Raw genomic sequence first — 12,991 nt, 5'->3', positions numbered from 1 at the left:
CCGATGGCGGAGCCCGCACAGCAGGACCTAAAGTCACGTTATGAAGACGTTGTCGATCGATGTTCGGCGGGCTGATCCGCAAGATGCACGGGCTATCTCGGAAGCACACCGGGAGAGCTGGTCGCAGGCCTATGCGGGGCTGATCCCGCACAAGCCGCTGATCCAGATGCTTGAGCGTCGCGGTGAAAAATGGTGGCGCAAGGCCACCAACGGGCCGGCAACGCTTCTGGTCATCGACGTTGCCGGCGAGATCGCGGGCTATGCGACGATCGGGCTGAACCGGGCGCGTTCGCTGCCTTATGACGGTGAAATCTACGAAATCTACCTGCGTCCGGAATTCCAGGGCATCGGGCTCGGCCGGCGCCTGTTCGGGGAGAGCCGCAAGCTCCTGAAATCACTCGGCTGCACCGGTCTCGTCGTCTGGTGCCTGGAAGACAGCGAGCATGCGGCCCGGTTTTTCCGCCGCCATGGCGGTGTCGATGCCGTCGAGGGCATGGAAGATTTCGCCGGAACCCAGCTCAGAAAAGTCGGCTTCGTCTGGCCGAAGTGAACATGTCCTTCGCGCCGGTCGTCTGACTGGCCGTGTCCTGCCGATGCAGGCTCCATCATATCAATGGCTTGTTGCCTTGGCGGCGGATTCCCGCTATCGACGCTTAACTGAATTGAACCTAATTGAGGATCAAAAATGCGTATCGATGCAATCTCCATCGGCAAGAATCCACCGGATGACGTCAATGTCATCGTTGAAGTTCCGGTCGGCGGACAGCCCATCAAGTATGAGATGGACAAGGAAGCCGGCGCTCTCGTCGTCGACCGTTTCCTCTATACGCCGATGACCTATCCGGGCAATTACGGCTTCATTCCGCACACGCTTTCCGAAGACGGCGATCCGTGCGACGTGCTGATCTGCAATACCCGTCCGCTGGTTCCGGGCTGTGTCATCAATGTCCGTCCGATCGGCGTGATGATCATGGAAGACGATGGCGGCAAGGACGAGAAGATCCTCGCCGTGCCGGTTCCGAAGCTGACCCAGCGTTACGACAAGATCAAGAACTACACCGATCTGCCGGAAATCACCCTCAAGCAGATCGAGCACTTCTTCGAGCACTACAAGGATCTGGAACCCGGCAAGTGGGTCAAGATCGGCGGCTGGCAGGATGTTGATGTTGCCAAGAAGCTGATCGTCGAGGCAATCGAGCGCTACAAGGCCCAGAAGTAACGGGCCCGGACGTCATCAGCCCAAGAGGCTGTCCAGCTTCGCTTTCAAATCCTCCGGGTCGCCATCGATCCGGAGGATTTTTTTACGCGCGGTTTCACCGGATATGAAGGTGATGGCGCTTTTCGCCACCCGCAGTTTCTTCGACAGAAACGCCACCAGTGCCTTGTTGGCCTTGCCATCCTCGGGAACGGCGGCAACGCGGGCTTTCAGGAAGGCGCTTCCCTCGGCATCCGTCTCGATACCATCGATTGCGTCGCGGCCGCCATTCGGCGTCAGGCGGATGCTCAGCCGAATGTGGTCGTCATGGCCGCTGAACGGCTTCAAGCGACGAGCGGGTAGAGCGAGTTCCACAGGAAGGAGCGCAGGAAGAAGATGATCAATAGGACGATGATCGGAGAGATATCGATACCGCCGAGATTGGGAAGCACTCGGCGCAGCGGTGCCAGAACCGGTTCGGTGACGTTGTAGAGAAAACGGCCGATGGAATCGACGAACTGGTTACGCGAATTGATGACGTTGAACGCATAAAGCCAAGAGAAGATAGCGCTGGCGATCAGCACCCAGGTATAGAGGTTCAAGGCCAGATCAATGGTCTGAAACAGCGCGAGCATTCACATCTCCAAGTTCGTTGCCGGGCCGATCTCGGCTGCCAGCAGGCATCCGGCATGAAATTTCCGTGTTGACAGACATGTAGACATTGGCGAACTAACGGGCAAGTGGCGTCTGTGCCACGTGCCCGGCATGCTTAATGGTAACCGGGTATTCCTTCCGATGCCGGCGTGCCGAAAGTTTGTTGAGATGTCCATTCCCGCCTCCGGCGATCGTTTTGCGGCCTTCCGGCATAGTTCCTACGCCCGCTTCTTCTTCTCGCGCTTCTTTTCCGCCTTCGCGATCCAGATCATCAGTGTCTCGGTCGGTTGGCAGATGTATGACGAGACGCGCAATCCGCTCTATCTCGGCCTGATCGGCCTCTTCCAGTTCCTGCCGTCGCTGCTGCTCATTCTTGTCACCGGTACGGTTGCAGATCGCTACAATCGCCGCATGATCGTCGCCATATGCCTCGTGGTCGGTGCGGGCTGCGCGGCGTCCCTCCTGGCGCTGACAGTGTCCGGCGCGTTCACTGTCTGGCTGGTATTTGCCATACTCTTCGTCTTCGGTATCGAGCGTGCGTTCATGGGGCCGGCCGTACAGTCGCTGGCCCCCAATCTGGTGCCGACGCAGGATCTCGCCAATGCGGTCGCCTGGAACTCGTCCTCGTGGCAGACCGCATCCATTCTCGGCCCGGTGGCGGGCGGCCTGCTTTACGGGGCAAGCGCGGCTGTGGCCTATGGCGTGGCCTTCGTTCTGATGGCGATTTCCGCGCTGCTGGTTTTCCTGATCCCCAAGCCCGCGCAGCGCAGTTCGTCGGCCAAGGTGGATCTCGCCCATATCCTTGCCGGGTTCCGCTTCATCTTCAGCGAGAAGGTGGTGCTCGGGGCGATCTCGCTCGACCTGTTTGCCGTGCTGCTCGGCGGCGCCGTGGCGCTTATGCCGGTATTTGCCCGTGACGTTTTGGAACTCGGGCCGTGGGGTCTTGGCCTGTTGCGCGCGGGGCCGGGCATCGGGGCAATCTTCGTGGCGATCTGGCTCGCCTTCCACCCGATCCGCCATCATGCCGGGATCGCGATGTTTGTTGGTGTCGGCTTCTTCGGGCTCGGCACACTGATCTTCGGCCTGTCGGCGACGCCATGGCTGTCCATCGTGGCCCTGATGATCATGGGGGCTGCCGACATGATCTCGGTCTATGTGCGCGAAACACTGATTGCGCTGTGGACGCCGGACGAAGTGCGTGGCCGCGTCAATGCGGTCAACATGGTGTTCGTCGGGGCATCCAACGAGCTTGGCGAATTCCGCGCCGGCACGATGGCGCATGTGTTCGGCGCGGTCCCGGCGGTTGTCATCGGCGGTATCGGCACGCTCGCCGTCACCGTCATCTGGGCTGCCGGCTTCTCCAAGCTGAGGCGGATCGATACGCTGGAAGCGCCGGAGCGCTGAGCGGCACCGACGGGCGCCGCGTTATTCATCCAAGTTTGAGCTTATTCGGGCTGACTTCGCAGGTGGCCTTTCAGATGCGTGTCTCGGGCCCGGCGACGGCCAGACCCTGTGCAGCGCCTGCGCTCGCAGCCGCCGACTTTTCCTGGCGCAGGAACACGATGTCGAGAAAATCCGACAGCCACGCCTTCAGCGGCGCATCGAACATCATCCGCCCTTCAAGGTGCTGGTTACCCTGCTGGGCGTTCGGCATGGTGAAGCGCGAGGCGCCGTGCACGACCCAGCGCTGCATCATGGCGCGTGTCAGTTCGGCATGGAACTGGACACCCCAGGCATTATCACCATAACGGATTGCCTGATTGGGATAGGCATCTCCCTCCGCCAGCAGCTCGACGCCGCGGGGAATATCGAAACCTTCGCGGTGGAAGTGGTAGACCATTTTCGGCCATTTCATCAGCAGGCGGCCATGCTCTGTCGGGCGCAGCGGATACCAGCCGATTTCCGTCATCTCGCCCTTTTCTGCACCCACCTTGCCGCCGAGATGACGGACCATCATCTGGGCGCCGAGACAGATGCCGAGATAGGGCTTGTTCTCTTTCAGCGGCACGTCGATCCAGTCGATCTCCTGCCTGACGAAGGGATCGGGATCATTGGCGCTCATCGGACCACCGAAGATGACAGCGCCGGAATGGCCGGACAGGGTATCCGGCAATACATCGCCGAGCACCGGACGGCGGATATCGAGCGGGAAACCCTTGTCGATCAGCATCTGCCCGACACGGCCGGGTGAAGAGCGTTCCTGGTGGAGGACAATCAGTATCGGAAGGCGATCGGTTTTCATGCGAGGCAGTACGAGCATCCCTTGGTCCTAACTCTCCTTCCCATCTCCTCCGGTGGCGTCTGCGCCGGCAAGCCGTGCGGCGGCCTGCTGGCGCTGCAGCACGCGATCTCTCGCTGAGACACCGAGTAGGTCCGCGATCCTCCAAATCACGTGATCCTCGATCTCGTTTCTCTGCCCATCGGCATAAACGATGTCCCAGAGGATGCCGAGAAGCTCGACACGATCCTCTTCATTGACGAGATGACGTCTTAGATCGGAAGTGAAGCGGTAATAATCAACCGCCTCATTGCCGGCTTCATGGCCGGCCTCGATCAGCGCCTTCAGCCGCGGCTGGCTGAGGTCGAAACGCTGGCGCACGAGCTCGCGAAACTTCTTCTGTTCCTTGTCAGAGACATTGCCGTCCGCCTCCATGACCTGGAAACAGAGCGCGACAAAAGCCACGCGCGGATCGTCAGGGGCGAATTCGTCGCTGGAATGCGGGGAGGTGAGCGTTTGAAGAAAGGCCTGAATTCGGTCCAGCATCGATATAGGCCTTGCTCCATTCGTTAGAACAGCCGCAACCTTGTCTTGGTCGGGTCGGCGTTCTGATCCTTCACGCCCGGATCATCCGGTGGACGCCCGTAAAATGGAACCGCTTCCGGTTCGCTTTCCTGCGTTTTGTCAGGTTCCGGTGCCGTTTTCTCGGGTGCTGTTGTCTTTGCTGCAACAGCGATCTCGGGTGCCGGTTTCGCTTCCTGCGGCTTGGGAACGATTTTCGGCTCAAGGGGCTCGCTGCGTCTTGTCGGTTCCATCGGCGCCGGTTTGGCGGCGGCGATTGGGGGCAGGGCGGCGATCGTCTCGTCGGCGGCAAGTCTTCCTTCGACGACCGGTCCTTCCAGCTGGCTGAACGGAACCTTCCATTCGAAGGCATCGAGCTTGCCGGTCACGGGCGAGAGCGGCAGCCAGTTCTCCGACACGAAGCCATCTGCCACCCAGGCGGCATCGCGCGGGGCGCGCAGCGCCTGGGACATCCAGTAACGGATGCGGCCCTGGTCGCCCGTTTCAGCTTCCTCGATGTCGGCGAGCAGCAGATAGACCCGCTCGCTTTCCTCCATACGGGCGGCGGCCTCGGCCCTTGCCCGCGCTTTCGCGAGGTCCTGTGCCGCGAGGGCTGCCTGCGCCACGGCGAACAGCGATTCGACATTATTGGGCCGCAGAGCTTCCAGCTTCTCGGCGCGTTTCAGCCGGTCGAGGGTGCTGTCGCCGCTGCGGGCGCGGATATAGGTAGCCGCAATCTCGGGATGCGGGGAAAGCTTCCAGACACTCTCCAGAACCGATGCGGCCTTGCGGGTGTTTTCCTGGCGCAGCAGCGCCTTGGCGGCAATCACGGCGGCCGGGACCAGATCCTTGGCGAGCTTCAGCGCATCGGTTGCATCCTCGCGGGCACCGGCCGGGTCGCTTTCCAGCCGGGCGCCGGCGCGGGCCGTGAGAATGACGGCCTTCAGGCGGTCCGCTTCAGAGCGGGAAGCGATATGGGCGGCACGCTGCTGAGCAAGCGTTTCCAGCGCATCGTCCCAACGGGCCGAGCGGCTCTGCGATTCCAGCGTCGCCTGCGAGGCCCAGGGCAGATAGGGCGCATGCTCGGCGGCCTTCTCGGCATATTGCCGGGCCGCCTCGTTGGCGCCGAGCCGTCGGGCTTCCATGTAAAGGCCGCGCAGGCCAAGTTCACGGGTTTCCGGATCATTCGACATGCTCTCGAACTTGGCGCGGGCATCGTCATACTTGCCCTCGATCAGGGCCGCCTGTGCATCGAGAAGCAGGATCAGCGGTTCCTGATCGGCACGCAACAGGCTGCGGCTCCTGACGCTCATTTTGCGGGCGAGAAGCGCGTTGCCGGCGCCGGCGGCGATCAGGCCGGTCGACAGTGCCTGGTAGCCCCGGTCACGCTTGCGGGCGCGAAAATAACGGCGCACCGAATGGGGCGAAGTCCAGACGATGCCGATGATCCACCAGATCAGCATGACGATGCCGATCAGCGCCACGACCATGGTGGCCGCGACCATGAGGCTCGTTTCGATCAGGTGATCCTGCCAGGTGATCGACAAGAGGCCGGGGCGATCTGCGAGCCAGGAAAAACCCCAGCCGAGACCCAGGACGACGAGAAGGAAAATGAAAAGCCTGACCATTCCGTTTCTTCGTCCTCAGCCTTGAGTGCCGGTAATCGCGCGGGTGAGCGTGCCGCTGACGAGACTTTCGACCTTGATGCGAGCATCGAGCTCCTGCTTGAAGCCTTGCGAGGCTGCCTTGGCGGGCTTGGGCAATGCCGCCCATTCGCTTGCTGCCGCCTGTAGGTCACCGGAGCGCAGCCGGTCCTCGAAGCGGGCGATGATGTCTTCCGGCGTATTGCCGGTGACATCGCCGACCTTGCGGACCTTGATCACCGACAGGGCAGAGGCCATCAGCCGGTCGGCAATGCCGAGATTGGGGTCGGGCTGCGACACGGCGTCGATCATCGCATTGGCAACGCTCGATGCCTGCGCCTGCAGCTCGACACGGGACATCACGCCCTTTGCCGCGAGCGGCTGAAGTTCGGCGATCGACGGATCGTCGGCGGCAAGCGTCTTGTAGGTTTCAAGCTCGGGCGAGAAGGAGCCGCCGCGATCGATGGCGCTTTTCAGTGCTGCGGCGGCAACGGCGCGTGCTGCCATCTGCTCGGGACCCTTGTCGGCGATCTGGGCCTCGGCCTGCTGCAGGCGGCCGGCATTGGTCTCGGTGACCGACTTGATGCTCGACAACTCGCTCTCGAGTGCCGCAATGCGCTGGGCAACGGCTTCGTCCGATCCCCCGCCGGAACTTCCGTTTTCAAGCGCCGCAATGCGGTTGACGAGATCGGCGGATGGCTCGGCCGGGCGGCTGGCGAGGGCTGCAACCTGCTGGCGCAGAGAGGCGATGTCGGCCGTGAGGTTGGCTTCATTCGAGGCGGAAGAGGCCGCACTTGGAAGGACGCCGGCATATTGCATGCTGCCGGCCAGCAGCAGTGCCACGATGCCGCCGAAAATGCCGGCGGCGACAAGCGTCGATGTGGCGGGGGCGGGACGTTGCAACGGCTTTTTAGCCGGATCCTGGGCCGGGCGCGGCTCATAGGGTGGCACGGAGGTTTTAGTGGCCTCCGGCTTGGTTGCCGTCTCGGCGGTGTTCGCCGGCCCGGTCGATGCATCCGGGTCGGAGCGGAATTCGGGTGCCGGGTCGTCGAAAGGTGGTGTTTCAAGCTTTGCCGCGTCGGCAGTTGACTTCACGGGTTCGGCATCCGTCAATGCTGCGGGGGCAGAGGTCGCCGGCGAAGTTGCCGCATCCGTGACTGGATGTTCTGCCGCCACCGGGCTTTCAGCGGCCTCGTCTTCGGCTACCGGCACGACCGGCTCATCGGTATCGTTGGCGCGCACGGGTTCTGCGACGGCTGCGGTTTCCTCCGCCGTCAGGTCGATCGTGACCGGCTCCTTGTTCGTTTTGGACCGGCGCGGTGGTTTTTCGGATACCATCTCGACCTCTCTTCTCGCATGCTTTCCATAAAACCTAGTCGGTGCCCCCGGTTAAGGAAAGGGGCGTTCAGGGAATTTGGACCGGCAAGGGGTTAAAGAAGCGCCAACAGGGCGGTTTCATTCGGGCTTTCGGCAATTTCAGCCAGTGGGCGAAATGCCGCGGGCACGGCGTCAGCCGTGCGTTCGCTGATGCAGAGGATGCGTGTGCCGGCCAGTGCCGCTAGGTCGGCTGGCACGATCTTGAAGAAGCGGATGGCGGTCTCGTGCGAATAAAGCAGAAGTGCTTGCGCGTGAGCATTGTTGAGCCTTGATGCAAGATCATCCGGCTCGTATTCCACGGCGACCATTTCGTAGATCTCCGCCAAACGAAATGGGATGCCGAATTCTGCCAGCCGGCTCTCCAGGGTTTTCGCGCGGGGATTTCCCGCAAGATAGAGGATCGGCGCCGTCGTTGTGCCGGACCGGGCGGCAATCAGCCCTGCCAGGTCGGCACCATCCCCCGCGCTCGCATGCACTTCGCTAAAGCCCATGGACGTTGCGGCGCCGGCAGTTGCCTCGCCGACGGCAAACAGCGGTTTGGCAAGATCGATCAGCGGCCGGAGCGTTTCGGCGGCCAGCACCCTGAGGGCCTCGGCACTGGTGACCGCGAGCGCCGCATGCTCCTGCCGCAATGCGTCTGCTGCGGTCGGCAGATCATGCACTGCCTTTGCGAGCGGCAGATGGACGGGCTCGTGGCCCATGGCCTTCAGCCGCCCGGCGGTGCGGGCGGCTGCGATTTCAGGGCGGGTGACCAGGACCCGCAAGGCTCAGCCCCAGCTGTCGAAGAAGCCGGTGCCGGCCGCGGCGCGGATGGCCTCGCCGGCGCGCAGCCCGAGGGCCTCGGCATCCTTGCGCTTGCCCTCGACCTCGATTGCATGTTCACGCCGACCGTCGGGTGTGAGGATCAGCCCGGAGAATTTCAGTGCATCTCCGTGGCAGATCGCAAAACCGCCGATCGGCGTCCGACAGGAGCCGTCGAGCGTGGCGAGAAATGCCCGCTCGCAGGTGACTGCGTCATAGGTGGGGTGATCGTTGATCGGATCGAGAAGGGCTGCGATGCGCTGGTCGCCGATGCGGCTTTCGACGCAGATCGCGCCTTGTGCAGGCGCCGGCGGGAAATCGGCCGGATCGAGAAGTTCGGTTGCGACCTTCTCCATTTCCAGCCGCTTCAGGCCGGCATAGGCGAGCAGGGTGGCGTCAACCTGGCCCTCATCGAGCTTGCGCAGCCGGGTTCCGACCGAGCCGCGGAAGATCACGATTTCGATATCGGGTCGCAGGCGGCGGATGAGTGCCTGACGGCGCAGGGAGGCGGTGCCGACGATTGCGCCATCGGGCAGGGCGGCAAGGGTCGGGGCGCTGCGTCCGATAAACGCATCGCGGAAATCCTCGCGCGGCAGATAGGCTGCAATATGCAGGCCATCCGGCAGCTTGGTCGGCATGTCCTTCGACGAATGCACGGCAATGTCGAGCTCGCCCGAGAGAAGCTGTTCCTCCAGTTCCTGGGTGAACAGGCCCTTGCCCCCTATTTCCGACAGAGCCCGGTCGGTGACGCGGTCGCCGGTGGTCGATAGGACGACGACCTCGAACATTTCCTCCGGCAGGCCATGAGCGGCCATCAGCCGCGCCCGTGTCTCATAGGCCTGGGCGAGTGCCAGAGGACTGCCTCGCGTGCCGATCCGGAAAGGTTTTGTTTGCATCCGCTTCATTCCGTTGTTACCGGAAGCTCTCGTAAACCGGATCATCCGGTATCGCAATCAACGAGAGGTCTATGGGCCCATTTCTCCGTATCCTCGGCATTGAAACCAGCTGCGACGAGACCGCCGCTGCGGTCGTTGCGCGACATGAGGACGGGCGCGGCGAGATCATGTCCGATGTGGTCCTGTCGCAGCTCGACGAACACTCGGCCTATGGCGGCGTGGTGCCGGAAATTGCGGCGCGTGCGCATGTCGAGGCGCTGGACGAATTGATCGAGGAGGCGCTTCGCCGTGCCGATGTCACGCTCGACGACGTCGATGCGATTGCGGCGACCTCCGGCCCCGGACTGATCGGCGGGCTTCTGGTCGGGCTGATGACGGCGAAGGCGATCGCCCGCGTTTCGGGAAAGCCGCTTCTGGCGATCAACCACCTGGAAGGCCACGCGCTGACGGCGCGGATGACTGACGGGCTATCGTTTCCCTATCTGATGCTGCTCGTCTCCGGCGGCCATACGCAGCTCATCCTCGTGCGTGGCGTGGGCGAATACGAGCGCTGGGGCACGACGATCGACGACGCGCTGGGCGAGGCCTTCGACAAGACCGCGAAGCTGCTCGGCCTCCCTTATCCCGGCGGCCCGGCCGTCGAGAAGGCTGCCAGGACCGGTGATCCCGATCGATTTGCGCTGCCGCGCCCGCTGGTTGGCGAGGCCCGGCTCGATTTTTCCTTTTCCGGCCTGAAGACGGCCGTCCGGCAGGCGGCGACCGAAATCGCGCCGCTGACGGAACAGGATATCGCCGATATCTGCGCCTCGTTCCAGAAGGCGGTGTCACGCACGCTGCGCGACCGCATCGGCCGCGGGCTTCTCAGGTTCCGCGAGGAGTTCGCCGGGCTTGAGAGCGAACCGGCGCTGGTCGTGGCGGGCGGTGTCGCTGCCAATCAGGAGCTTCGCCGTACGCTGCAGGCGCTTTGCCTCGAACACGGGTTCCGCTTCATCGCGCCGCCGCTTCGGCTCTGCACCGACAATGCGGCGATGATTGCCTGGGCGGGGCTGGAACGGATGGCAGAAGAATTTCCGCCCGATGATCTTTCCGTCGCGCCGCGCTCGCGCTGGCCGCTGGACAAGGACGCCAAGACATTGCTCGGATCGGGCAAGAGGGGGGCCAAGGCATGAGCCAGGAGCGTATCGCGGTTATCGGGGCAGGTGCGTTCGGCACGGCGCTCGCGACGGTATTCGCACTGGAGGGCCGGCATCCGGTGACCCTCGTCGGGCGGCAGCCCAACCTGATGGCCGACCTGCGCGGCGACCGCGTGCATGATGCGGCTCTTCCGGGCGTTCCGCTGCCCGACAGCCTGCAATTTTCCGCGGAGCCCGATGCAGTGGCGGAGGCGAATGTCGTGCTGTTCGTCATGCCGTCGCGGGCACAGTTCGATGCGGCGCGCCATTACGGGCCGTATCTTTCCAAGGGTGCGTCGGTGGTGATCTGCGCCAAGGGCTTGCATCCTTCCGAACGGCTTCTGACCGAGGTTCTTTCGGCCGAATTGCCGAATACGCAGCTTGCGGTTCTCTCCGGGCCGGGTTTTGCCGCCGATATCGCGCGCGGCCTGCCGACCGCGATGGCGCTCGGCGCACAGGATCTTCCTCTGGCGGAGAACCTTGCCCGTATCCTTTCCGGCCGCAGCTTCCGGCTTTACGCCTCGCCGGACGTGATCGGCGTGCAGCTTGGCGGCGCGTTGAAGAACGTGCTGGCGATCGCCTGCGGCATCATCGAGGGCGCGGGGCTGGGTGAATCCGCCCGTGCGGCGCTGATTTCCCGCGGGCTCGCCGAGATGTCGAGGCTGGTCGATGCAATGGGCGGCAAGGCGGATACGGTGCGCGGCCTGTCCGGCCTTGGCGACTTGGTGCTGACCGGCACGAGCCACCAGTCGCGCAATCTCCGCTTCGGTATTTCGATCGGCAAAGGTGAGCCGGCGCAGACGACCGGCGGACCGCTGGTCGAGGGTGCCTTTGCCGCTTCCGTGGCCGCCCGTCTCGGGCGCAAGCATTCCGTCGACCTGCCGGTCACCGAGGCCGTGGCCGCCATCATCGACGGCAGGCTCGACGTGATGGCGGCAATGGAACAGTTGATGACCCGGCCGATCAAGGCCGAGTGAGAACATATCATCCCGCGGTTCCGGTCGTCTCCGGAAGCGCCAACATATTGAGGAGAGACCGATGTATTTTGCTTTTCTTTGCACCGACAAGCCCGGCCACCTGCAGGTCCGTATGGACACCCGCCCGACCCATCTGGAGCACCTGAACAAGCTCAATGCCGAGGGTGTGCTGAAGTTTGCCGGTCCGTTCCTCGGCGATGACGGCAAGCCGACCGGCAGCCTCGTCGTGGTCGAAGCTACCGACATCGCTTCCGCGCGCACGATTGCCGAGGCCGATCCCTATTATCTCGCCGGGCTGTTCGAAAAGGTCGAGGTGAAAGCCTGGAACTGGGTGTTCAACGACCCTTCCAAGAAGCCGGAGTAATATCACCGGATGGCTTACTGGCTTTACAAATCCGAGCCGAATGTCTGGTCCTGGGAGCAGCAGAAGGCCAAGGGTGATGCCGGCGAGGAATGGACCGGCGTGCGCAACTATCTGGCGCGCAACAATATGCGGGCCATGAAGATCGGCGACAAGGGTTTCTTCTACCACTCGAACGAGGGGCTGGAGATCGTCGGGATCGTCGAGGTCTGCGCGCTGTCGCATCCGGACAGTTCGGCCAAGGGCGATCCGAAATGGGATTGCGTCGATATCCGCGCCGTCATCGATATCCCGAAGCCGATCACGCTGAAGGAGATCAAGGCCAATCCGAAATTTCAGACGATGTCGCTGGTGACGTCAATGCGACTTTCGGTACAGCCTGTCACCGAGGAAGAGTATTTGGAGATCTGCCGGCTCGGCGGTCTCGACAATCCTCCGAAATCGCCTGCCTGAGTTCCTGATGTGAAGACCGAGCCGAAGGCCTTCATCCTCGCCAATACCGACCTCATGCGGCCGCCGCATGTGCCGGAAATCGTGCTGCATCTGGCAACGGAGGCACATGATCTCTGGCTGAAGACGGAGGAGGATCTGGAGGCGATCGGCCTGCCGCCGCCGTTCTGGGCGTTTGCCTGGGCCGGCGGGCAGGGGCTTGCCCGCTATATTCTCGATCATCCCGAAGCAATCGTCGGTAAGAGGGTGCTGGATTTCGCCAGCGGCTCAGGTCTGGTGGCCATCGCTGCGAAGATGGCCGGCGCGGCGCATGTGCTGGCGGCGGATATCGACCCGTGGACGCAGACGGCGGTGATGCTGAATGCGGCTGAAAACGACGTCGACATCGGCTTTACCGGCGAGAACCAGATCGGCCGTGCGGTCGAGGCCGATGTCGTGCTGGCTGGAGACGTGTTTTACGACCGTGATTTTGCCGCGGCGCTGGTGCCGTGGTTTGCCGGGCTTGCCGATGCGGGCAAGCTGGTTCTGGTCGGCGATCCGGGGCGAAGCTATCTGCCAAAGGAGCGGCTCGACAGGCTTGCCGTCTACGAGGTTCCGGTGACACGGGCGCTGGAGGACAGTGAAGTGAAGAAGACGACGGTCTGGCGGTTCCTCTGAATTGGAGGGAACGGGCTGCCACGGCCTTC

The 12,991-nt window shown here is 63.0% G+C and carries 16 protein-coding genes; 8 read left to right on the top strand and 8 right to left on the bottom strand.

Annotation, left to right across the window (positions count from 1 at the left end; genetic code table 11):
• The first annotated feature begins 40 nt into the window (after positions 1 to 40).
• Together NCHU2750_RS17375 and ppa are read left to right on the top strand one after the other, a co-directional pair.
• The gene (locus NCHU2750_RS17375; protein WP_119941646.1) at positions 41 to 550 is read left to right on the top strand and encodes a GNAT family N-acetyltransferase; all 510 of its coding nucleotides are present in this window, start codon (positions 41 to 43) and stop codon (positions 548 to 550) included.
• Positions 551 to 685: 135 nt separating this feature from the next.
• A complete protein-coding gene (gene ppa / locus NCHU2750_RS17370) occupies positions 686 to 1,219 on the top strand; it encodes an inorganic diphosphatase (RefSeq protein WP_119941645.1) in 534 nt (177 codons plus the stop codon).
• A 15-nt stretch (positions 1,220 to 1,234) separates the two neighbouring features.
• On the opposite strand, the gene NCHU2750_RS17365 is transcribed toward ppa, so the two are convergent.
• The gene (locus tag NCHU2750_RS17365) at positions 1,235 to 1,543 is read right to left on the bottom strand and encodes a DUF167 domain-containing protein (protein ID WP_119941644.1); all 309 of its coding nucleotides are present in this window, start codon (positions 1,541 to 1,543) and stop codon (positions 1,235 to 1,237) included.
• Positions 1,540 to 1,830, bottom strand: a complete 291-nt coding sequence (locus NCHU2750_RS17360; RefSeq protein ID WP_119941643.1) for a YggT family protein — start codon at positions 1,828 to 1,830, stop codon at positions 1,540 to 1,542. The genes NCHU2750_RS17365 and NCHU2750_RS17360 overlap by 4 nt, the downstream gene beginning before the upstream one ends.
• A gap of 187 nt (positions 1,831 to 2,017) precedes the next feature.
• Between NCHU2750_RS17360 and NCHU2750_RS17355 the strand changes: the two genes are divergently transcribed.
• On the top strand, positions 2,018 to 3,253 hold the full coding sequence (locus tag NCHU2750_RS17355; protein WP_119941642.1) for an MFS transporter: 1,236 nt from the start codon (positions 2,018 to 2,020) through the stop codon (positions 3,251 to 3,253).
• A 70-nt stretch (positions 3,254 to 3,323) separates the two neighbouring features.
• Here NCHU2750_RS17355 and NCHU2750_RS17350 read toward each other — a convergent pair whose 3' ends face one another.
• The 6 genes from NCHU2750_RS17350 to hemC all read right to left on the bottom strand — a co-directional run bounded on the left by NCHU2750_RS17350 (position 3,324) and on the right by hemC (position 9,345).
• On the bottom strand, positions 3,324 to 4,109 hold the full coding sequence (locus NCHU2750_RS17350) for a glutamine amidotransferase (protein ID WP_119941641.1): 786 nt from the start codon (positions 4,107 to 4,109) through the stop codon (positions 3,324 to 3,326).
• 9 nt (positions 4,110 to 4,118) lie between these two features.
• On the bottom strand, positions 4,119 to 4,613 hold the full coding sequence (locus NCHU2750_RS17345; RefSeq protein ID WP_119941640.1) for a tellurite resistance TerB family protein: 495 nt from the start codon (positions 4,611 to 4,613) through the stop codon (positions 4,119 to 4,121).
• Positions 4,614 to 4,636: 23 nt separating this feature from the next.
• Positions 4,637 to 6,256 (bottom strand): heme biosynthesis protein HemY, encoded by a 1,620-nt coding sequence (locus tag NCHU2750_RS17340; RefSeq protein ID WP_119941639.1) that lies wholly within the window; start codon positions 6,254 to 6,256, stop codon positions 4,637 to 4,639.
• Between the two features lie 15 nt (positions 6,257 to 6,271).
• On the bottom strand, positions 6,272 to 7,609 hold the full coding sequence (locus NCHU2750_RS17335; protein WP_119941638.1) for a COG4223 family protein: 1,338 nt from the start codon (positions 7,607 to 7,609) through the stop codon (positions 6,272 to 6,274).
• Between the two features lie 92 nt (positions 7,610 to 7,701).
• On the bottom strand, positions 7,702 to 8,412 hold the full coding sequence (locus tag NCHU2750_RS17330) for a uroporphyrinogen-III synthase (RefSeq protein WP_119941637.1): 711 nt from the start codon (positions 8,410 to 8,412) through the stop codon (positions 7,702 to 7,704).
• Positions 8,413 to 8,415: 3 nt separating this feature from the next.
• Complete coding sequence (gene hemC, locus NCHU2750_RS17325) at positions 8,416 to 9,345, bottom strand: hydroxymethylbilane synthase (RefSeq protein ID WP_119943474.1); 930 nt, start codon at positions 9,343 to 9,345, stop codon at positions 8,416 to 8,418.
• Between the two features lie 71 nt (positions 9,346 to 9,416).
• On the opposite strand from hemC, the gene tsaD reads away from it, so the two are divergent.
• From tsaD to NCHU2750_RS17300, 5 genes are all read left to right on the top strand, one after another.
• Positions 9,417 to 10,514 carry a tRNA (adenosine(37)-N6)-threonylcarbamoyltransferase complex transferase subunit TsaD gene (gene tsaD / locus NCHU2750_RS17320; RefSeq protein WP_119941636.1) on the top strand — a complete coding sequence of 366 codons (1,098 nt, stop codon included), beginning with the start codon at positions 9,417 to 9,419 and terminating at the stop codon, positions 10,512 to 10,514.
• A complete protein-coding gene (locus tag NCHU2750_RS17315; protein WP_119941635.1) occupies positions 10,511 to 11,494 on the top strand; it encodes an NAD(P)H-dependent glycerol-3-phosphate dehydrogenase in 984 nt (327 codons plus the stop codon). Before tsaD ends, NCHU2750_RS17315 begins: the two co-directional genes overlap by 4 nt.
• 61 nt (positions 11,495 to 11,555) lie before the next feature.
• Positions 11,556 to 11,858 (top strand): YciI-like protein, encoded by a 303-nt coding sequence (locus tag NCHU2750_RS17310; protein ID WP_119941634.1) that lies wholly within the window; start codon positions 11,556 to 11,558, stop codon positions 11,856 to 11,858.
• A 9-nt stretch (positions 11,859 to 11,867) separates the two neighbouring features.
• Entirely contained in the window at positions 11,868 to 12,308 is a 441-nt protein-coding gene (locus tag NCHU2750_RS17305; protein WP_119941633.1) for an EVE domain-containing protein, read from the top strand.
• A gap of 9 nt (positions 12,309 to 12,317) precedes the next feature.
• On the top strand, positions 12,318 to 12,962 hold the full coding sequence (locus NCHU2750_RS17300; RefSeq protein ID WP_119941632.1) for a class I SAM-dependent methyltransferase: 645 nt from the start codon (positions 12,318 to 12,320) through the stop codon (positions 12,960 to 12,962).
• The last annotated feature ends 29 nt before the right edge of the window (positions 12,963 to 12,991 follow it).

The organism is Neorhizobium sp. NCHU2750, from assembly GCF_003597675.1.
Classification (GTDB): domain Bacteria; phylum Pseudomonadota; class Alphaproteobacteria; order Rhizobiales; family Rhizobiaceae; genus Neorhizobium.
This window is presented reverse-complemented; position numbering and strand designations above follow the sequence as displayed.